Here is an 18,570-nt window from a genome sequence, read left to right on the forward strand (position 1 = left end):
GGTAGCCGCCATGTATGAGCTGAGAGTATTAAACGGATTACATGAAGGCGCAGCGCTGCCCCTTAGCGGCGAGCGCTGGCGGCTTGGCAACGCGGCCGAAAGCGATTTACAACTGAGCGATGGCGGAATAAAAGCCAGCCATGCCCAGCTTAGCCGCAGCGCCGAAGGCTGGATGCTCACGCCGATGGAAGGCACGGTCTGCCAGCGCCACGGCGAGAGGCTGACAGGGCAGCAGCTTTGGCAGCCCGGCGAAATTTTTGCCGTAGGCGGCGTCTGGCTGACCCTCGCAGCGGCCGATGAAGAGTGGGACAGCCGCCCCCTTCCACCGCCTCTGCCGGTGGCGGGCCACAACGAGCCCGCATCCGCAGCGCGCGAGCCCATCGGCAGCCCGACAAATAAGCCCGCTCCGGCGGCACGCCGCTCGTGGCTTGCCAGAATACTGCCGCGCTGGGCGCAGATTTTTACCCTGTCTGGCCTGCTGCTGCTGACCTTTACCATTTTTAGCTGGGTGCTCCAGCCGGGTATCGCCCAGCAAAACAGCGACGAGGAGCCGCAGATTAAACCGGCAATCACTAACAGCAACGAGTTGCGCTTAGTGCTCGAGCAGGATCTTCGCGAACGCGAGTTGTACAACAAGGTGCAGATCACCAGCACTCCGCAAGGCATTATCCTGAGCGGTGATTTACAAGAAAACCAGTTGCCCATCGTCAGCCGCATGGTGGACAGCATCCGCGGTGACTACCAGCTTAGCGTGGCGCTGAACAACAAAACCAAAGTGCGCGAAACCACCCTGCCGTTTCGCATCGTACAGATAACCGCCGGACCGCACGCCAACATTGTCACCGAAGACGGGCAGCGCCTGTTCGTTGGTGACGAACGCAACGGGCTACGTCTGACCAGCATCACCGGCGACAGCGTGCAGTTTAGCGGCCGTGAAAATATTGCGGTGAAGTGGTAATGATGAGCGCTCAGAACGACCTCAACACCTGGTTCGCCAGCCGTCACGGCTCCCTGAAAAAACTCAACGCCGTCAGCGCCCACGGGCGCATCACCGGCATCAGCGGCATTTTGCTCGAAAGCAGCCTGCCGCAGGCGCGTATCGGCGATCTTTGCCTTATCAGCCGGGGTGGCGACGGGGAAGTGATGGCCGAAGTCGTCGGCTTTAACCCGCGCCATACTCTGCTTTCCGCCCTGGGGCCGCTGGACGGCATTGCCCAGGGGGCTCGCGTCACACCGCTGTTTCAGCCGCATTCAATTTGCGTGTCAGACAGCCTGTTTGGCAGCGTGCTGGACGGCTTTGGCCGCGCCATCGACGAAGATAGCCTGTCTGCATTTGCCCTCGCCAGCGAAACGCCCGACGCCAGCGGGGTGCTGGGCGATGCTCCACCGCCAACCGACAGGCCGCGCATCGACACACCGCTGCCAACCGGCATCCGCTCCATTGATAGCGTTCTCACTATTGGCGTGGGTCAGCGGGTTGGCGTCTTTGCCGGAGCAGGCTGTGGGAAAACAACTCTGCTGGCCGAAATGGCCCGCAACACGCCCTGCGACGCCATCGTATTTGGGCTGATAGGCGAACGTGGCCGCGAGCTGCGTGAATTTCTCGACCACGAACTGGACGCCGAACTGCGCGCCCGCACCGTGCTGGTGTGCTCCACTTCCGACCGCAGCAGCATGGAGCGAGCCCGTGCCGCCTTTACCGCCACGGCGATTGCCGAAGCCTTCCGCAACAAAGGCAAAAACGTGCTGCTGATTATCGACTCCCTGACGCGCTTTGCCCGCGCCCAGCGTGAAATCGGCCTGGCGCTGGGTGAACCGCCGGGGCGCGGCGGCCTGCCGCCTTCGGTTTATACCCTTCTGCCGGGGCTGCTGGAGCGGGCGGGGAAAACGTCACGCGGCTCGATAACCGCCCTCTATTCGGTGCTGATTGAGCAGGATTCAATGAACGATCCGGTTGCCGACGAAGTCCGCTCCCTGATTGACGGGCACATCGTCCTGACCCGCCGCCTGGCGGAGCGCGGCCACTATCCTGCCGTTGACGTTCTCGCCAGCCTCAGCCGCACCATGAGTAACGTGGTAGCGCGGGAGCACGTTGCCGAGGCCAGCACGCTGCGCCAGATGATGTCGGCTTATCAGCAGGTGGAAATGCTGATCCGCCTCGGCGAATACCAGCCGGGCAACGACGCAATGACCGATGCCGCCGTACAGGCCCAGGACGCGATTAACGCGTTTCTGCGCCAGGCAAACCACGCGCCCAGCGAATTTGACGTTACCCGCCAACTGCTACAGGAAGTGATTGCCTATGCGCCGCCACATTGATGCCGAAATGCCGCTCTCTCCCGACCCTCAACTGCTGGCGCTGAATCAGGTGCTGAACACGCTTCTGCCGATCCGCCGCCGCAGGCTGCGCCGCTGCGAGCGCGAACAGCATGAGCAGGAATGCCAGCTCACGCGGACCCGGGACGCTGCCGGGCAAAGCAGGCAATTGCTTGAAGAGAAGAAGCTCGGCTATCTGCAACTGCGGGAAGAGTTTGTGCCGCAGCACAGCGGCGTCATTCAGCCGCTCAACGACCTGCGGGAAACGCTGGATGTTGAAAAATCGAAACGCTCGGATGTCATTCAGCAGCTTCAGCATACGCACCGGTTAAATGAAGAAGTTGAGCAGCAACAGGAACGCCTCAGCGCCGCGCAGCTCGCGGTGCAGCGTTGCCGACGAGAAATAGAAAAAATGGAGTATTTGCTTAAACAGAACCAGGGGGACCCGGCATGATCCATCACGCGCTAAAAACGCATCAGCAACCTAAGCCCTGGCAGCAAACGCATCCTGCTGCGCCCGAACACAAAGCTCGGGATAACGCTCAGCCAGCGCCGCGCATTCCCCGCCAGCCGGGCAACAATGCGCTGATACCCAATATGCCGTCTGCGCCCTCACGCGCTCCGGCCTTCAGCCGCGCCGGTGACCGCCAGAAACTGGCTCGCGATGAAAAAGAGTTCAGCGATTTATTGTCCGACGAAGAACCGTCTCCGCTGATGCCGGTGCTTTCACTCAATTTGTTTGACGGCTCCTTAGGCGGCGCAGAGCAACCTCAGCAAGCCACGGAATCGCAGGCCAGCCAGCTGATGGCGATGCTTGAGCCGCATCTGATTCAGGGTATCGAACAGCAGGAAACCTTGCCCGCCCGCTTTAGCCTGCTGCTGCCGGAGCTGGGCGAAGTCGTGGCGCAAATCACCCCCGCCAGCGGCGATGTGCTGGATATTGCACTCGGCTTTTCCGGCCACGCCTGGGACAAAGTACGCGGCTTTGAAAAAGACGGACAACGCTCGTTAAGCGGCCGCCTGGGCAAGAACGTACGCCTGCGTTTTAAGCGGCGGGAGGCGGTATGAAGCGGCTGGCATTTAGCCCTCAGCCCTTACAGGAGGCTCAGCTGCGGCGCTGGATTGGCAGCGGTCGGCGGCTTCCTTTTTTCTGCGCTGGCGAACACGGCGAACTGCGCTTGTTGCCTTCAACCCTCGCCGCCCAAAAGCCAGGGCAGGCGGAAGCTTTTAGCTGTGCGGCAGGAACGCTGCTATTCGGCGCTCCACTCCCGGTTCTGGGGCTGATGGCCGACTGCCCCGCGCTCCCCGGCGAACCCTCCCCGGAAAGCGGCTGGTACTGGAGCTACTTTAGCCAGCAGCTCAGCCCGCAGCTGGTTGAATTACTCGAATACCTGCGCCCTGCGACGGGAGCGGAGGCAGAACTAGTCGATATCACGCTGCGCCTTGAGATTACGCTGGGTGAAGAGCAAGCCCATAGCCCGGTTTCGCTCAGCTGGAATACGCTACAGCGGCTGGCACAGCACCCGGCCTGGCAACGGTTTGTTATCCCGCTATCCCCGGATCTGCCCCTGCGGCTCCCGCTCACCGTCGGCAGGCTGCAACTTTCCTGCGGGCGCGCTCGCGGCCTGGCCGCTGGAGATCTGCTGCTGCCCAAGGAGACATTTTTTGCCCCCGACGGACAGGGCGTATTGCCGCTGGCGCGGCGACAATTTCAGGTCCAGCTGGAACCGGCAGCCCAAACCGCTCACAGAGACTTACTACACATAACGTTTAGCGAGGAGCTAACCATGACTTACCCAAACGCCCCCCTGGAGTATGACGAGCAACGGGACGGCGACGTTGTCCCCGGAGCCGAATGGCAGACAACAAGGGGGAGTTTCGACGACCTGTCGCTGGAACTGACGATCCGCTGCGGCAACTTACAGCTAACGCTCGGCGAATTGCAGCAGCTTGATGCGGGTTCGACGGTGCTGGTGCAGCACGTTACGCCGGGCGAAGCGCTGCTGTGCCACGGCAATAACCTGCTGGCTAAGGGTGAGTTGGTTGACGTTAACGGCACGCTGGGCTTTCAGATTACCCGGATGCTGCGCAATACCGGTGCGGCGCTGGAGCCGGTCTGATGGCGGAGAATATCAGTTCATTCAACCCGCTGGCTCTGGCCATTCTGCTGGGTGCGATTTCTCTCCTGCCGCTGGTGCTGATGATAACCACCAGCTTTTTAAAAATTTCGATGGTGCTGATGCTGACGCGAAACGCCATCGGCGTGCAGCAAACTCCGCCGAACATGGCGCTGTATGGCATCGCGCTGGCGGCCACAATCTTCGTGATGGCGCCCGTGTTCGACGGGATGCAAACCCGCTTTCAGGAAAAGCCCATCGACACCACCAACGCCGAACGCTTAGAAAGCAGCCTGCAATACGGCATCAAGCCGCTGACTGATTTTATGCTGCGCAACAGCGATCCGGATCTGGAAACGCACCTGATGGAAAACAGCCAGCGCATGTGGCCGAAAGCGCTGTCCGACAAAATTATCAACCAGCGCGACAACCTTTTGATTTTGATACCGTCTTTCGTACTCTCCGAGCTGCAAAATGGTTTCAAAATTGCCTTTTTAATCTTCATCCCTTTCCTGGTGGTCGACCTTATTGTCTCCAACGTGCTGCTCGCCTTAGGCATGCAGATGGTGTCCCCGATGACCATCTCGCTGCCGCTAAAAATTCTGTTGTTCGTAATGGTGAGCGGCTGGACGCGCCTGCTCGACGGCCTGTTCTACAGCTATATGTGAGGCGTTATGGACATGATCTACATGTTTAAGCAGGCGGTATTGATGGTGGTGGTACTTTCCGCCCCGCCGCTGGTGGTCGCCGTACTGGTGGGCATCGTGGTTTCCCTGTTGCAGGCGGTGTTTCAGCTACAGGATCAAACGCTACCCTTCGCCATCAAGCTGGTGGCAGTGGGGACGACTCTTGCCTTAAGCGGGCGCTGGATTGGGCTGCAAATGATTGAGCTGGCCCAGTCCGCCTTCTCGATGATGGCCGCCTCAGGGTCGCTGAGATGATTGCGGCCGAACTGACGCCCATATTCAACGGTATGCTGGCGCTCGGGCTGGCCATTGCCCGCATCTACCCATGCGTTTTGCTGACTCCGCTGTTCGCTTTTTCCGCTCTGAAAGGCATGATCCGCACCGCCATCGTTATTCCGCTGGCGCTGTTCGTCACGCCAACTATTGTGCCGCTGCTTGCCGGCGCGCCCCATAGCCCGTGGGGCATTGTTGCCATGATGCTCAAAGAAGTGGTGCTGGGGATTTTTCTCGGCTATCTGCTGGCGCTGCCGTTCTGGCTTTTTGAGTCGGTCGGCGTGCTGTTTGACAACCAGCGCGGGGCGCTGAGCGGGGGGCAACTCAACCCGGCGCTGGGTGCGGATGAAACGCCGCTGGGCTATATGTTGCTGCAATGGTCGATGATGGTGCTGATAGTCAATTTCGGCCTCTCTCTGGCGACCCAGGTTATCTGGGACAGCTACCGCCTGTGGCCCGTAGACAGCTGGCTCCCGGCCTTCCGAGAGCAGGGGTTTCTGGCGTTCCTCGCCCAGGTCAAACAGATGTTCATCGACACCGTGCTGTACGCAGGCCCGCTGGTACTGCTGCTGCTGTTCCTCGATTTCGCCGTCGGCGTGCTCAGCATTTACAGCCCTCAGCTCCAGGCCACGGTGCTTACCGTGCCGCTTAAGTGCATTGCCGGGCTGCTGTTCTTTATTTTTTACCTGCCGACGCTGGAATATTTCGCCGGCCATCAGTTCAGCGCCCTAAACGACCTGATCCCACATTTGTCCGATATTTTACCGGCGCGTAAGGCGACGTGGTAACCCGCTAGCGGAGCGTAAAACCAGTGAGCGAAAAAACAGAACAGGCCAGCCCCCATAAACTCCAGGAAGCGCGCAAAAAGGGCCAGGTCAGCCAGAGCCAGGATATTCCCAAACTACTGATTATGTTTGGTGTTTTGCAGCTTATTTTTACCATGATGGATGCCAGCATGGACAAACTGCAGGCGCTGATGACCCTGCCGCTGCTGCGCCTGAGCGCGCCTTTCACTCAGGCTTTAGGCGAGGTGAGCGGCGCGGCGCTGCTCACCGTCGGGGTCTTTTTTATGATGACGGTCGGCACGGTTATTTTGCTGCGCATCGCCGGAGGCTGGCTCCAGTTCGGCCCGCTGTTCGCTATTGCCGCGCTGGCACCAAAACTTGAAGCGTTAAACCCGCTCAACAAGTTTAAAGAGATGTTTTCGGTTAAGCAGTTTATTCAGATCCTCAACAGCCTGCTGAAAGCTATCACCCTTTCCGTCGTGTTCTGGCTGCTGATTAAGCCCCGCCTCCCGCTGCTGGCCAACCTTGCGGGCGGCACGCTGGACGGCTTCTGGCACGCAGGCGTGGCGATTCTGGAAACCCTCGCCCACACTATCTTCGGCGTGATGCTGGTGTTTGCGGTAGCCGACTTTGCGTTGCAAAAATACTTCTTCCTCAAGCAAAACCGCATGAGCCACGAAGACGTGAAAAACGAATATAAGCAGATGGAAGGCGACCCGCACACCAAAGGCCACCGCAAACACGTTGCCCACGAAATCCTCAACGGCCCGGCGAAAAAGGTCACGCCTCAGGAGATGGAAAAGGCCGACGTGCTGCTGGTTAACCCAACCCACTTTGCCGTCGGGCTGCGATACGAACCGGACGAAACGCCGCTGCCAATGCTGCTGTTCAAAGCACAGGATGAGGAGGCTAAAGCGCTAATCAAAATGGCGCACGCCGCCAATATCCCGGTGGTCCGCTACGTGTGGCTAACCCGCAACCTCTACCGCACCACCGAAGAAGGTGCCTATATCCCCCGCGACACGCTAAAAGCCGTGGCCGCCATCTACCGCCTGTTACGCAAGCTTGAAGGCCGCATTAAGGGCGAGACTATTGAGTTTGAGGAGTAGACTAAAAGCCTCCCCCCCCACGGTAATGCAATTGCATTACCATTTTCCTCGCCTTATACTCCTGCTCAGAAGTTAATCAAAGTCCGTGTCATCTAAGGTGAGATTATGTACGCTGACGATCGTTCAGGCACTGCCGCTTTAACCGTCGATTCTAAGGTAACAACCCGTAGCCAAACGACGATACCCGCGCCGGTTCGTGAGGCACTAAAAATTCAGCCTGGTAAAGACCATCTCCAATACCAAATTTTGCCGGGCGGGAGAGTTCTGCTTAGCCGCAGAGAAGAAACACCGGAGGATGATGTTATGGAAGCGTTCCTGCAATTTTTAGCCACCGATATCAAAAATGCCCCTCAAAACATTCAACCATTCGACATGTCCCGTGGCCGCGAGTTGATTAGCGGTGTGGACGTTAATCTTGATGATGAGATACGCGACGAGGACTAATGAAAAAAGGACTGCCGGAGGAAATTAACGGATGGAGAATTTATGCCCATCCGTGCTTTCAGGAAGCTTACGACGCGTTAGTTGAGCAAGTCGAAGCTTTAAGGATTAAAGACCCGGAGGGATACCGGAAGAAAGCCGCAACAAAACTTCTTGCCGTCGTGCACAAGGTCATTGAAGAAGGAATTACATCAGACCCCTCCTCACCAATGTATCGCCAGGGAAAAACCCTGGGAAACACCAATAAAGACTGGTCACGAGCTAAATTTGGCAACGCCAGATATCGCTTATTTTTCCGTTACCATAGCGCCGCGAGAATTATTGTTCTGGCCTGGATGAACGATAGCGAAGCGCTTCGGGAATACGGCAGCAAAACCGACAGCTATAAAGTTTTCGAAAAAATGCTGCATCGGGGAAGGCCGCCAAAAGAGTGGAATCAACTGCTGCAGGAAGCGGCGCAGGAATCTCTTTAATGCAAAGCCTCAGGTGAGCATCAAGCCATAAAAAAAGACCGGTTTACCACGCGATTAACGCAGAAAAACCGGTCAAATAGAGGGCGAAGAAGAGTCGAGCGAATCACGCATGGCGGGCTTTTTAACACCCTGCGTTAAAAGAAAGCCTGTGGACTACAACAGCAAAACTTAGGCCAGCGCGGCCAGGTTCAGAATCGTGCCGTGGTGGTGCTTCAGCGAGTTCTGAATAATGTTGCTGTTAAACAGCTGGGCATCGGCGTTCATCAGCAGGCTCGAAGAGCCAGGCGTCGTGCCGGAACCGGCGATAGAGCCGCCAACCATCGAAGTTTTCAGGTCATTTTTCGCCGACTGAAAAGCCTTCAGCGCGTCTCCGCTCAGCGGTTTGCTGTTCTTCAGGGCATCTTCCCAGCTGGAAGGGCCTTTCCCGATATGCACCAGGCCCGGCATGCCCGCCCCAACGCTCTGCGGCTTGCCGTAAATTTCCGGGTGCTGATCCATAAATTTACCGATTTCAGCGCGGGTTTCTTTGGAGCCACCTTCCACTTTACCGCCGCCGCCGAGCGCGCCGCACAGGCCGCTGGTGTCGGACTTCACGTCGTCCAGCGCCTGCAGGCCCATTTTGCTGCCCAGCTGGCTGCCCATATTGTTGCCCAGTTGGTTAAAGCTGTTGGCGCTGTTGCTGCCGGTGGTGGACAGCGGCAGCTGAACCAGGCCGATGCCGGTGGACGGAGATTGCAGCCCGTGGCTCAGGCCCCCGTTGAAGGCGTTCATGTTGCCGGCTCCGGCCTGGCTGTTAAACGGGCTGTTCTGGGCATTCACGCCCATTTGCTGAATCACCTGTTGCAGCATTTGCTGCATATTGCTTGCCGCCAGTGTATTACCCATGCTGGCTCCGCCCTGGCTCTGCGGCGACATAAAGGTGTTGTTGTTATTGCCGTTCATTCCGCCGGAGAACAGCAGGTTGGTCAATTTAGAGGCAATGTCGTTCACCATCCGATCGCCAACGTTCTTCAGCAAATTAGCCGCCATACCTTCAGGGGTGGCGTTCAGCGCCAGCTGCGGTAATGCTGTGGCCAGATTCAGCATATTTCCAATCGTACTCATTAGATTACCTCACCATGACAACGGGGTTGATACAGGCGACCAGCCCTGCTGGTTCGCAGTATATAGACGCCTGTTAAGTGAAAAGAAACCGGCTTCGGTTCCACAAACTGCCTAACACTAAGAAAAAAATGGCGTTTTTAAGCCTCGAGCGCGAAACAACGGGCGCTCGCCACAAAAATTAGCGCACCGGCATCTGCGAGTAATCCTGTACGCCGTTGCGCATATCGGCAGGCCACCAGATGGTCAGGTGATGGCTGTCCGACAGGGGCCTGCACTCCAGACTCTCGCAGCCGTTATCGTTGCGGGTGGCGCATCCGCTAAGGGCGAAGGCCAGCGCCAGCAGGCACAAAATTGAAGGTTTCATCGTCTCTCCTTAATGCAGCGCGGGGCGTGGGGGCAGCAGATAGCTATGCGATCTTGATAAAGCAGACGGCTGTCCGGACACGGGTGCAGAGGAGAGCAGCGACTGACGGCTGCGTCGCCCCTCGCCGCGCGTGCGGTAGGCAATGTAAACCTCCGCCGACTGGCCGGGCGCCAGGTTACTGCCCGGCCACGCCGCCACGGCCAGCACATCGTCATCGCGGCAGCTGGACTCATCAAAACGCTGCGGCTTGCTGCTGATGTTGCGCACCAGGCCCACGCTTATCTGTATTGATGAGTTGCTGTACCACTGGCTGCGGGAACTGTCGGAAGAAAGCCCCGGCCGGGTGTTGCATAGCTGAGCGATGCCTACGCCCTCTCCGCCCGCCTGAAAACCGGTCGGCACTTTATCTTCAGCCAGATCGCGCATCGCATTTTCGATATCGCCCTTCATTGAGCTGTAGCGCTGGCGCAGCTGAACTTCGTTCATCGCCGATGAGAGCTGCTGACGATCCTGCTCGTCGATATAGCGCGTAGGGTCAACCTGATCCCCCACCAGGTGCGGGGTAATAATGAACAGGCGCTCGCGCTGCGAAGTTTCATGGCGCGTATAGGAGAAGAATTTGCCCAGGTAAGGAATGTCGCCGAGCAGCGGAATGCGGTGGTCGGTATCGCCGGTTTCGCGGGAGTGGAACCCGCCCATGACCAGGGAACCGTTCTGCTGAACCAGCGCCTGGGTGCTCACCGTGGCACGTTTCGCTCCGGTGGCCGCCCCGTCATCGTTGGTTTCAACTTTGCCGTCTTCCACATCCACCACCAGCTGCACCGTGCTGTTTGGCCCGCTGCCGATGGCGCGAGGCACGACCTGAAGGCTGGTTCCGGCGGTTACCGGCTCAATGTTTGCCACACGTTCGCCGGTAGCGGTTATAAAGGCGGTATCGCTCATATCGATAACCGCAGGCTGGTTTTCCAGCGTCAGAATCGACGGATTAGCCACAATAGAAGCGTTGCCGCTCCCTTCCATCGCCTGAATTTGCGCGAAGAAGCGGCTGTAGTCGGTAACGAACAGCGTGCCGGCCCCCTGCAACATGGCGGAACCGGCGGTAACGTTGCCAAAAGTTGCGCCAAGATTGCTGGAAAAATTAGAGAATGCGCGGCGATCCACATCGATAATCATGGCGTCTATCTCCACCAGCTTTTGCGGCACATCGATCTGCGAAATCAGCGCCTGATACTGCTCGCGGCGTTTCGGATCGTCGCGTACCAGCAGGGCGTTATTGCGCACGTCCGCCGAAACCATGGGGTTAAGCTCGGTATCATCCTCGCCGCCGGGGTTACGCATCCGCCCGTCCTGGCTTTGGATAAGCCCGGAGAGAATGTTGTCTGACTGCTCCTGGAACGACTTGCTTAGCGCCTCGCGCGAAGCGCTTTCGCCCCCCGGCTGAATGCCCTGAGAGGAGCGGTTATCTTTTTTGCCCAGCAGCTCGTTCAGGATGCTCGCAACGCCGGGCACCAGCAGGGATTTCTCGCGATATTTTATTTGACGGTCCGCCACCGAAGCGTACTTAAGCGGGAACACCATCATCTCTTTGTTCTGCTTTTTGTCTTTATCTTTGGCGCTAAAGTCGGCCACCAACGCAACATATTCCGGCGGCCCGGTCACGATAACCACGCCGTCATCCGGCAGCTCGCCGTAGCCAAATTTGTCTTCCAGCAGCCCCACGTCTCGCAGCGCCTGTTTAAGGTCTGGCGCGGCATCCGCCGAAACGGTCACCCGCTTTGAGGTTTCAGCCGACTGCGGGCTAACAAACAGCGAGCCGTTGTAAACAAACCATTGAAAGCGGTATTGCAGCGCCAGCCTGTCGAGGAACGCGACGCCGCTGTCGGCGCGCAGGCGTCCGTCAACCGCGCTGTCCGGCACGTCGCCCATACGCAGATTGACGCCGTGACTGCTGGCGAAATCCTGCAACACGGTGCGCAGCGGCGTGGCCTGTGCCGAATAGGCGTAAGCACCATTTTGCCAGTCTGCGGGCGTCTGGGCGCTGGCCGGAGCGCTGAAACCGCAGGCGGTTGCGGCCAGGGCAAACATGGCCGCACGAAGTAAACGAACGTGCTGATTCAACGACTCAATCTCCTGTTATCAACGGCGCGTTAAGCTGGCCGCCTGGGGTGCAAGCAGAGTTGAAAACGGCTTACGCATAAGCCGTTGACGGCATAACTAGTTGATGGAGTCGATAATCTCCTTGCTCAGGCTGTGCTTGAGCGACCCGAGCTGGCTGTCGGTAAAAGTGGCCGCGGCCTCTTTCATCAGGGCGTTTTTAAACTCAACCATGTCGCCCATGCTCGGCGCTGGCTGCCCGAGGGTGCCCTGCGCCAGCTCGGCTACCGAGTGGTGCAGGCGGGACAGCTGGCTGTCGAGATTGCGCTGAATATCAAAGGAATTGCTCATACGTTTCTCCTCGCGTTGAAATCGTATGATGAGTGGCGGTAAAAATGCGGGGGTTCCCGCCGCCGGAAAATTAACTTCCGACGGCTTAATCAGCGAGGCGTAGCAGGTGCTGGCGAAGTGAATTCCAGCTAATACTGAACTCGCCCTGGGCGGTTTGCAGCAGCAGGGTTTCCGCCGCCAGCGCATCGTCGATGCAGCGCGACCAGCCAAGCTGCGGATGAGCATCCAGCCATTCTGCCAGCACCGCCTCATGCCGCGAGGCGTGGTAAAGCGTCACCTCTGTCGCCCGCCCGCCAGCCTGCTGCAACTGGGCCAGCAGGCCGGTAAGCTTTTGCTGCTCGGTCAGGCAGCCAAAAAGCTGTTCGAAAGCGGCGTTAATCAGCGACTGCGCCTGGTTGAGTATCTGGTTCTGCTGCGCCGTGCGTTCATCGTGCCACTCGCTGAACAGCACCTCCGAACGCTGCCAAAATGCCTGCTCGACCTCCTCGCAGCGAGCAGCCGCCTGCCGTTCAGCCTGCTGCTGCGCCTCGGTCAACAGCCGCTCAACCTGCCGCCCAGCTTCGGCCAGCATCGCCTCGCTTCTCTGCTGCGCCAGCGCCAGAACGCTCAACGCCTGCTGCTGCTCGAGCAGCATTTTCTGCGGTAGCAGAACGCCCTCAATTGCACACGAGGCGTCCTCTAACGCCACCTTGCGGCCGATCCACATGCTGTCTTGCTCCCGTAATTAGTCGTTCGGCATAAAAGAGTGCTGCCGGGCCTGCCAGACTGCGCCATCCCACAGCGCCAGCAGGCGGTTTTGCGGCGGCGCGGGTTCTTCAGGCATTAGCGTTTCGCTTAACGTTACGGCGGCGTGGGGAAAACTCAGCCTGAGCCGCTGCCATGCTGTCGGCACAAACAGCGGGCGCAGCAGACAGAGCGCGGAGGCTTCCGGCGACCGGGCAAAGTCCAGGCCAGCGGGCAGCCAGACGCCGGGGCGCAAACCCCGGGTAAGGCGTTCACACCAGACGAGCCGGGCATCTTCAAGCCGCAGCGCTCCGCTGCCGCGCTGGCAGACTTCAGCCACCAGCGCCAGCAATATCATTCTCTGCTGCGGGTTCAGCGAGGCCAGCACAAGCAGGCGTTCGTCCGGCTCATACGGCAGGCCAGGCGTCAGTTCCAACAGGGTTAAAACGGCCTGCGGCGATTTGATTACCAGGCTACTGCGTTGGCTTTCCGGCAGTTGAAACCAGGCCAAATGGTGCCAGCTGGCGTCCGCCTGTTGCCAAAAAGCCCGGCTCCACCAGCGCAGCCAGGCAGCTGGGGACAAGCTATCCAGAGATTCCACAATCCGCTACCGCCGCTCTGCCGGAACAACGGTCAGTTCGGTCGAGGGCGATTGTTTACCGCGTTTCATCGCCCTGAGTTTTGGGATCAGGGTAAAAATACCGCCAATTAGCAGCAGTAGCCCAAGCAGCGAGAAGAACAGCGTTCTTACCGTTGCGTACTGCGAAAGCGTCAGCTGGAATGGCCCAAGCGTGACCAGCTCGATGCGGTCGTGATAGGCCGCAGCGGGAACAAACACGACCGAAAGTGCGCCATCATTTTTCCCGGAAAGGCCGGGAATACTGGCCGCGACCAGGCGACGAATACGCGGTTCAATACTGTCGGGGTCCATCTCCGGGGTGTATTTGATAAATACCGAAGCGGATGCGGGCTGCACGGGCTCGCCGGGAGCGACTCGCTCAGGCAGCACCACGTTCACCCTCGCCACCACTACGCCGTCAATTTGCGAAAGCGTTGATTCCAGCTCCTGTGAGAGCGCATAGATATAGCGAGCGCGCTCTTCAAGCGGGCTGGAGATAATGCCGTTTTTCTGGAAAACTTCGCCGAGATTAGTGCGCGCCTTGTGCGGCAAACCGTTGGCGTTAAGAATGCGAACCGAGCGCTCGATATAGTCCTGAGCCACCATCACGGTGACGCCGGTTTTATCGATTTGCTTATCGGCCTCAATTTTGTACTTCGAGAGTTCGGAGATGATGTCGTTGGCATCGGTTTCCGTCAGGCCGGTATTCAGTACCACCTGCGAGTCGCAGCCTGCCAGCAGCAGGACCAGCAGCCAGGGCTGCAGGATTTTTCGCCAGCTTAATTGCATGATGGATTACTGCAAGTTGGTCAGTTTATCTAGCCCCGACACGCTCTTCGAGACTATCTTGGCGTTCATCATGCTTTCCAGGTAATAGTTGGAAAGCTGGTCGTCCACCTGGTTGAGCACCAGCGGGTCGGTGGAGCGCGCGGCTTTACGCAGCACGTTATTCATCTGCTTCTGGTCGCTGTCCATCTGCCTGAACATACCGGAAGCTTTTTCAAACATCGGCGCTGGTTTGCCGCCAATACCGCCCATTGCCGACACGGCTTCCGGCTGTTCCAGCGCCGCGGAAAAAAATGCCGCATCGCTTTGGTTAGCCGCGCCGTTTACCGAAGAGATCGGCGAAGACTGGGGGGCTGCGCCCGATGACAAACTCAGGGAGTCGGGGTCTGGCAAAGGCATACCGGTAGCAGGATTAAGAATGTGCATATGAGTGATTCCGCCAGCAGAGAAGAGGATCAGGGATTCACGCTGCGGCGAATCCCTGATAATCATTAGAAGGAAATTTTGTTCTGCGCCAGAGAACTGATCATGGTGGTGGCGGAGTTCTGGTAGCCGGAAACGTAGGCGTTTTTACGGTCACGTTCAGCTTTGTCCAGCGAGTCCTGCATTGATTTGTTTTCGATAGAGTCCATCTGGGACTGGAAGCTATCTGCCAGGCTGCCGCTTGCGCCTGCGTTGTTACCGGTGTTGACTGAAGGCATGATGTTTACTCCTCGTTAATTAAACAGTAAATGTTGCGTCATTCACAGATTAAGTGGCGCGGCAGAGTCGGCAGTTCCCAAAAAAGATTAAAATTAATTTTCCTTTTCAGTCAGAGACTTAATTCTTTGATACAGGGTTCTTCTTGGAATACCTAATTCATGGGCGGCGCTAACCACCCGGTTTTCGTGGCGCGACAGGCAGTCTTCAATCAGGCTGTATTCGATGCGGCGAAGCCTTTCGCGTAGGCGCACGGAACGCATTTCCGGGTGAGCAACCTGCCCCAGCGCCGGCAGCCCCAGCACAAACCGCTCTGCCGCCCCCTTCAGCTCACGAATATTCCCCGGCCAGCGGTGCATCAGCAGCGCCTCGCTTAACTGCTGCGACATCGGCGGCAGCGCCCGGTTCAGACGGGCGGCGGACTCCTGGGCAAAGCGCCGGAACAGCGGAATAATGCATTCGACGCGTTCACGCAGCGCGGGCAGTGAAATTTTGACCGTCGTCAGGCGAAAAAACAGATCCTGGCGAAACAGCTTTTGCTCCATCAACTGGGCCAGCGGCTTTTGCGAGGCCACAATCACCCGCAAATTGAGCGCAATGCTCTTTGTGCTACCCAGCCGCCCGACGGTTCGGGTTTCAAGCACCCGCAGTAACTTGGCCTGCAGGCTGAGGGACATGCTGTCGATTTCGTCGAGGAACAGCACGCCGTTATTAGCACTTTCGATATAACCTGCTCTGGAGTGATTTGCGCCGGTATAAGCTCCTGCCGTTACGCCAAACAGTTCGCTTTCGGCCAGCGTCTCGGGTATTGCCGCGCAGTTAATCGGCACAAAAGCACCGCGGCAGCCGGAATGCTCGTAGATTCGACGGGCAAAGGTGTCCTTTCCGGTGCCGGTTTCCCCCTCCAGCACCAAATCAATCTTAAGGGGTGCTAACGTTTGAAGCCAAATATCCAGCCCGTCATGTACATTTTCAGAAGGAGGCAAAGCTGCGGCCGAACGCGGCATATTCAGGTCGATATCGACCGGCATATGCTTTATTTCCCAGTGATTCAAACTGTTTTCTTTCATAAATCCCCCGCTGCCTGCTTATTCAAGGTCTGGCGTATGAGTCCAACTTATGAACCATAAACGTGAACCGTAAAACGATTGTCTGCCCACTGCCGCCCGGAAATACCCGGCGACCGGCAGTAATTAATGAGTTTTGTTTATGAGAAGCAGCGTTAAGCTATCACCGAGTGGCAGAATGGCAATCAGTCAAAATTTTAGCGACCTGTAGGGATATCCCTACCCCCGGATAAGCGCTCAACTGTTCCGATGTCTGGATAAGGGGCGTTTTTTTGCCCGATGGGCCGGGGAAGAAAGTGCTCTCTCCCGCGTCGGTTCCGCGAACAACACTGGAAAAAAACGAGGATCGATTCAGTTATTTCCAAATGTATTATAAAGATTCTAAATGCATCGTTAAAAAATTAACCAAATGATAAATATGAATAAATTAATTAAAAACAGGTGAACCCAGGGACTATTCGCTCCGGCTGGCGGGAAAATGAACTTTCATCGCTAAATCCCGGGGGTAAAGATAAATTGGCTGATGGTCTTTCTGCACAATCGTCAATTCAAATAATATCTATTTACCATTATTTACAATAATAACCACCAGCAGACATACCTGTTTCCCTTTGAAATATATTTCAGTTTCAGTATTTATGCTTAATTGGGAACATTCCTGGTCGAGTTTATCGCCATTTATCGCGCATATTTAGCCTCAAAAAGACAATAAACTGCTTTAGCCAACAATAAAGCGGCCGCATCCCGGAGGAAAACGACCGCTGTTTTCAGCGTATTTGTAAACCGGCCATGAGAGGATATGGCCTGTTATCAGGCGAATTTCGCCATATGGCTGTTCACTTCATTCACATAGTTCGGGTCGCCCAGAGAGACGCTTGAAAGGTTGTGCAGGTTCACCTGATTATCCCCTGAGTTGTAGGCGCGCAGCGCGGCATCATAGCTGCCGAACTTCTCTTTGCCCTCTTTCAGCATCAACGCCGAGCACATAATCTGGTTAGCCGGAGAGTTCATGTCGCTGCCCAGCTTGTCCGGATATTTGCTCTGCATCGCCCTGTAGGTGTCCGGGTTAATCTGGTTCATGCCGCTGTCGGTCAGGCCATTGCCCGGGTTGGTTGATTTGGCATTCACGTCGCCTCCCGACTCCTGCATCGTCAGCGCGGCCAGTAATTTAGCCGGAACTCCGGTTTCAGCAGAGGCCTTTTCATACTGGCCGCCAAACTGAGAAACGATTTTTTGCAGCGTTGGATCGCTGGTTTTCAGGCTGGTGTCGCCCGGTGGCAGGCTGTCGGCTGAAGCGCCGGACGCTCCCGCCGGTGCGCCCGCCGGAGCGCCTGCACCTGCGTCATCCGCACCGGACGCAGCCCCGCTGCCGCTGCTGCCGGAACCCGACCCCACGCCACTGGCCGGGGAAGAAGATGAGGCGTCATCTTTATTCTGCCCGGTATTCATGCCAAACAGCTGCATCAGCTCTTTCAGGAACTGCTGGAGCATTTGCTGTAGCTCCTGCATCATTCCGTCTGCCGAATTGCTGCCGTCGCTTTGTGAAGCGCTGGCCGGATTATTTACCGGGCCGTTATTCCCAGCCGGTGAAGCGCCGAAGTTAATGGCCGAAGGCTTATCGCTGGCGCCCGCATTGGCGAAGTTCAGCGCTAACGGAATGGCCAGCGTGTTACCGCCGTTATTCAGCAGCAGCTTAGCGGTAATATTGTTCCCGCCGTTTTGTGAGCCGGGTGACGCCCCGTCCAGGCTCGGAAAATGGTTTTCCGGCAAAAGAGGTGAGAATCCACCCGGTCCCGATGATATCTGCATACAACACACTCCCCTAAGTGATACCCAGTAGCAATAACCGGCCGCGGCCCCGCCTCATGGCAAAGTTCAGCTTCGCCCGCGCCCGGAATGTCTCACTAAGTGAGAGCCACCGCTAAAGAGTTCCCGCCGCAAAGCCGTTTGTGGCGAATTAGTTGATACGGGCAAAGGTCCGAAACGGGAACCGAACGCCCGTTTTCGCTACACATTGCCAGTGATGATAAAAGGAGAACTTTCTATGCAGACAAAGTCGTGGCGGCTGGGCCTTTTACTGTTTAGTCTTCCGGCTCTCGCGCAGGCGGACTGCTTCAAAAAAGTCGGGAATGCGTTTGGCATCTCTCCGGCGCTGCTGGAAGCCATTGCCTGGAAAGAGTCGAGATTTAATCTCTCTGCGGTCAACGCCGCCAACGCTAACCGCACCGAAGATGTCTGCATGATGCAGGTAAACAGCGTTCATTTTGGGCGGCTGAAACAGCTCGGCGTAACGCGCGAGGGACTGCTGCACGATCCCTGCACCTGCATCGCCACCGGGGCCTGGGTATTGCATAGCCTGTTTCGCCAGCATGGCCGCTCGTGGGATACCGTCGGCATGTATAACACCGGCCCCTCTGAAAAGCGCCGCCAGCTGCGCCAGCGTTACGCAGACGAAGTACACAAGATTTATAACACTCTGCAAAAGCAGCAGCCCCGGCGAGAGCAGGATTTATTCGCCAGCAACGAAACCATTAAGCAATAAAAAACCGGGGATAAACCCCGG

At 57.4% G+C, this 18,570-nt stretch carries 23 protein-coding genes; 12 read left to right on the plus strand and 11 right to left on the minus strand.

The window, feature by feature from the left end:
- Positions 1-10: 10 nt before the first annotated feature.
- The 11 genes from FOC35_RS02005 (at position 11) to FOC35_RS02055 (ending at position 8,200) form a co-directional block, all read left to right on the plus strand.
- Positions 11-958 (plus strand): FHA domain-containing protein, encoded by a 948-nt coding sequence (locus FOC35_RS02005; protein WP_172567991.1) that lies wholly within the window; start codon positions 11-13, stop codon positions 956-958.
- Complete coding sequence (locus FOC35_RS02010; protein WP_371810731.1) at positions 952-2,319, plus strand: FliI/YscN family ATPase; 1,368 nt, start codon at positions 952-954, stop codon at positions 2,317-2,319. Before FOC35_RS02005 ends, FOC35_RS02010 begins: the two co-directional genes overlap by 7 nt.
- Positions 2,303-2,770: a type III secretion protein gene (locus FOC35_RS02015; RefSeq protein WP_172567993.1), complete on the plus strand. Its 468-nt coding sequence runs from the start codon at positions 2,303-2,305 to the stop codon at positions 2,768-2,770. The genes FOC35_RS02010 and FOC35_RS02015 overlap by 17 nt, the downstream gene beginning before the upstream one ends.
- The gene (locus FOC35_RS02020) at positions 2,767-3,384 is read left to right on the plus strand and encodes a type III secretion system HrpP C-terminal domain-containing protein (RefSeq protein ID WP_172567994.1); all 618 of its coding nucleotides are present in this window, start codon (positions 2,767-2,769) and stop codon (positions 3,382-3,384) included. The genes FOC35_RS02015 and FOC35_RS02020 overlap by 4 nt, the downstream gene beginning before the upstream one ends.
- On the plus strand, positions 3,381-4,436 hold the full coding sequence (locus FOC35_RS02025) for a FliM/FliN family flagellar motor switch protein (protein ID WP_172567995.1): 1,056 nt from the start codon (positions 3,381-3,383) through the stop codon (positions 4,434-4,436). Before FOC35_RS02020 ends, FOC35_RS02025 begins: the two co-directional genes overlap by 4 nt.
- Complete coding sequence (sctR, locus tag FOC35_RS02030; protein ID WP_016535514.1) at positions 4,436-5,101, plus strand: type III secretion system export apparatus subunit SctR; 666 nt, start codon at positions 4,436-4,438, stop codon at positions 5,099-5,101. Before FOC35_RS02025 ends, sctR begins: the two co-directional genes overlap by 1 nt.
- Positions 5,102-5,107: 6 nt before the next feature.
- Positions 5,108-5,374, plus strand: coding sequence for a type III secretion system export apparatus subunit SctS (gene sctS / locus FOC35_RS02035; RefSeq protein WP_016535513.1), 267 nt, complete (start codon positions 5,108-5,110; stop codon positions 5,372-5,374).
- Positions 5,371-6,180, plus strand: coding sequence for a type III secretion system export apparatus subunit SctT (gene sctT, locus FOC35_RS02040; RefSeq protein ID WP_172567996.1), 810 nt, complete (start codon positions 5,371-5,373; stop codon positions 6,178-6,180). The genes sctS and sctT overlap by 4 nt, the downstream gene beginning before the upstream one ends.
- A gap of 23 nt (positions 6,181-6,203) precedes the next feature.
- Positions 6,204-7,286, plus strand: coding sequence for a type III secretion system export apparatus subunit SctU (gene sctU / locus FOC35_RS02045; protein WP_172567997.1), 1,083 nt, complete (start codon positions 6,204-6,206; stop codon positions 7,284-7,286).
- A 105-nt stretch (positions 7,287-7,391) separates the two neighbouring features.
- Positions 7,392-7,730: a type II toxin-antitoxin system PrlF family antitoxin gene (locus FOC35_RS02050; protein WP_172567998.1), complete on the plus strand. Its 339-nt coding sequence runs from the start codon at positions 7,392-7,394 to the stop codon at positions 7,728-7,730.
- Positions 7,730-8,200 carry a type II toxin-antitoxin system YhaV family toxin gene (locus FOC35_RS02055; protein WP_172567999.1) on the plus strand — a complete coding sequence of 157 codons (471 nt, stop codon included), beginning with the start codon at positions 7,730-7,732 and terminating at the stop codon, positions 8,198-8,200. The genes FOC35_RS02050 and FOC35_RS02055 overlap by 1 nt, the downstream gene beginning before the upstream one ends.
- A 168-nt stretch (positions 8,201-8,368) precedes the next feature.
- Here the strand turns inward: FOC35_RS02055 and FOC35_RS02060 are convergent, their stop codons facing one another.
- The 11 genes from FOC35_RS02060 to FOC35_RS02110 all read right to left on the minus strand — a co-directional run bounded on the left by FOC35_RS02060 (position 8,369) and on the right by FOC35_RS02110 (position 17,816).
- Positions 8,369-9,304, minus strand: coding sequence for a type III secretion protein (locus FOC35_RS02060; RefSeq protein WP_172568000.1), 936 nt, complete (start codon positions 9,302-9,304; stop codon positions 8,369-8,371).
- Positions 9,305-9,482: 178 nt separating this feature from the next.
- Entirely contained in the window at positions 9,483-9,668 is a 186-nt protein-coding gene (gene hrpT, locus FOC35_RS02065; protein WP_016535507.1) for an HrpT family type III secretion system protein, read from the minus strand.
- A gap of 9 nt (positions 9,669-9,677) precedes the next feature.
- Positions 9,678-11,753: a type III secretion system outer membrane ring subunit SctC gene (gene sctC / locus FOC35_RS02070; protein ID WP_172570301.1), complete on the minus strand. Its 2,076-nt coding sequence runs from the start codon at positions 11,751-11,753 to the stop codon at positions 9,678-9,680.
- 129 nt (positions 11,754-11,882) lie between these two features.
- Positions 11,883-12,113 (minus strand): HrpF protein, encoded by a 231-nt coding sequence (locus FOC35_RS02075; RefSeq protein ID WP_016535505.1) that lies wholly within the window; start codon positions 12,111-12,113, stop codon positions 11,883-11,885.
- An 85-nt stretch (positions 12,114-12,198) separates the two neighbouring features.
- Positions 12,199-12,819, minus strand: a complete 621-nt coding sequence (locus FOC35_RS02080) for an HrpE/YscL family type III secretion apparatus protein (RefSeq protein ID WP_172568001.1) — start codon at positions 12,817-12,819, stop codon at positions 12,199-12,201.
- An 18-nt stretch (positions 12,820-12,837) separates the two neighbouring features.
- The gene (locus FOC35_RS02085) at positions 12,838-13,419 is read right to left on the minus strand and encodes a type III secretion protein HrpD (RefSeq protein WP_254065348.1); all 582 of its coding nucleotides are present in this window, start codon (positions 13,417-13,419) and stop codon (positions 12,838-12,840) included.
- 24 nt (positions 13,420-13,443) lie between these two features.
- Positions 13,444-14,244, minus strand: coding sequence for a type III secretion system inner membrane ring lipoprotein SctJ (gene sctJ, locus FOC35_RS02090; RefSeq protein ID WP_172568002.1), 801 nt, complete (start codon positions 14,242-14,244; stop codon positions 13,444-13,446).
- A 6-nt stretch (positions 14,245-14,250) separates the two neighbouring features.
- Complete coding sequence (locus tag FOC35_RS02095; RefSeq protein ID WP_254065349.1) at positions 14,251-14,667, minus strand: EscI/YscI/HrpB family type III secretion system inner rod protein; 417 nt, start codon at positions 14,665-14,667, stop codon at positions 14,251-14,253.
- A 65-nt stretch (positions 14,668-14,732) separates the two neighbouring features.
- Entirely contained in the window at positions 14,733-14,942 is a 210-nt protein-coding gene (locus tag FOC35_RS02100; protein WP_016535500.1) for a hypothetical protein, read from the minus strand.
- A gap of 93 nt (positions 14,943-15,035) precedes the next feature.
- Entirely contained in the window at positions 15,036-16,010 is a 975-nt protein-coding gene (locus FOC35_RS02105; RefSeq protein WP_172568004.1) for a sigma 54-interacting transcriptional regulator, read from the minus strand.
- A gap of 807 nt (positions 16,011-16,817) precedes the next feature.
- Positions 16,818-17,816: a lytic transglycosylase domain-containing protein gene (locus FOC35_RS02110; protein ID WP_172568005.1), complete on the minus strand. Its 999-nt coding sequence runs from the start codon at positions 17,814-17,816 to the stop codon at positions 16,818-16,820.
- Between the two features lie 235 nt (positions 17,817-18,051).
- Here FOC35_RS02110 and FOC35_RS02115 point away from each other — a divergent pair, with 235 nt between their 5' ends.
- Positions 18,052-18,549: a lytic transglycosylase domain-containing protein gene (locus FOC35_RS02115; protein WP_254065350.1), complete on the plus strand. Its 498-nt coding sequence runs from the start codon at positions 18,052-18,054 to the stop codon at positions 18,547-18,549.
- Positions 18,550-18,570 lie beyond the last annotated feature (21 nt).

This window comes from Cedecea sp. FDAARGOS_727 (genome assembly GCF_012273235.1).
GTDB classification, from domain to species: domain Bacteria; phylum Pseudomonadota; class Gammaproteobacteria; order Enterobacterales; family Enterobacteriaceae; genus Cedecea; species Cedecea davisae.

Coding starts and splice junctions, on each gene's coding strand:
- sctR (WP_016535514.1), top strand. CDS start 4,436: ATGGCGGAGAATATCAGTTCATTCAACCCGCTGGCTCTGGCCATTCTG.
- FOC35_RS02105 (WP_172568004.1), bottom strand. CDS start 16,010: ATGAAAGAAAACAGTTTGAATCACTGGGAAATAAAGCATATGCCGGTC.
- FOC35_RS02020 (WP_172567994.1), top strand. CDS start 2,767: ATGATCCATCACGCGCTAAAAACGCATCAGCAACCTAAGCCCTGGCAG.
- FOC35_RS02115 (WP_254065350.1), top strand. CDS start 18,052: ATGCAGACAAAGTCGTGGCGGCTGGGCCTTTTACTGTTTAGTCTTCCG.
- FOC35_RS02110 (WP_172568005.1), bottom strand. CDS start 17,816: ATGCAGATATCATCGGGACCGGGTGGATTCTCACCTCTTTTGCCGGAA.
- FOC35_RS02050 (WP_172567998.1), top strand. CDS start 7,392: ATGTACGCTGACGATCGTTCAGGCACTGCCGCTTTAACCGTCGATTCT.
- sctJ (WP_172568002.1), bottom strand. CDS start 14,244: ATGCAATTAAGCTGGCGAAAAATCCTGCAGCCCTGGCTGCTGGTCCTG.
- FOC35_RS02075 (WP_016535505.1), bottom strand. CDS start 12,113: ATGAGCAATTCCTTTGATATTCAGCGCAATCTCGACAGCCAGCTGTCC.
- FOC35_RS02055 (WP_172567999.1), top strand. CDS start 7,730: ATGAAAAAAGGACTGCCGGAGGAAATTAACGGATGGAGAATTTATGCC.
- FOC35_RS02015 (WP_172567993.1), top strand. CDS start 2,303: ATGCGCCGCCACATTGATGCCGAAATGCCGCTCTCTCCCGACCCTCAA.
- sctS (WP_016535513.1), top strand. CDS start 5,108: ATGGACATGATCTACATGTTTAAGCAGGCGGTATTGATGGTGGTGGTA.
- sctC (WP_172570301.1), bottom strand. CDS start 11,753: ATGTTTGCCCTGGCCGCAACCGCCTGCGGTTTCAGCGCTCCGGCCAGC.
- FOC35_RS02025 (WP_172567995.1), top strand. CDS start 3,381: ATGAAGCGGCTGGCATTTAGCCCTCAGCCCTTACAGGAGGCTCAGCTG.
- FOC35_RS02100 (WP_016535500.1), bottom strand. CDS start 14,942: ATGCCTTCAGTCAACACCGGTAACAACGCAGGCGCAAGCGGCAGCCTG.
- FOC35_RS02005 (WP_172567991.1), top strand. CDS start 11: ATGTATGAGCTGAGAGTATTAAACGGATTACATGAAGGCGCAGCGCTG.
- FOC35_RS02080 (WP_172568001.1), bottom strand. CDS start 12,819: ATGTGGATCGGCCGCAAGGTGGCGTTAGAGGACGCCTCGTGTGCAATT.
- FOC35_RS02095 (WP_254065349.1), bottom strand. CDS start 14,667: ATGCACATTCTTAATCCTGCTACCGGTATGCCTTTGCCAGACCCCGAC.
- FOC35_RS02060 (WP_172568000.1), bottom strand. CDS start 9,304: ATGAGTACGATTGGAAATATGCTGAATCTGGCCACAGCATTACCGCAG.
- sctT (WP_172567996.1), top strand. CDS start 5,371: ATGATTGCGGCCGAACTGACGCCCATATTCAACGGTATGCTGGCGCTC.
- hrpT (WP_016535507.1), bottom strand. CDS start 9,668: ATGAAACCTTCAATTTTGTGCCTGCTGGCGCTGGCCTTCGCCCTTAGC.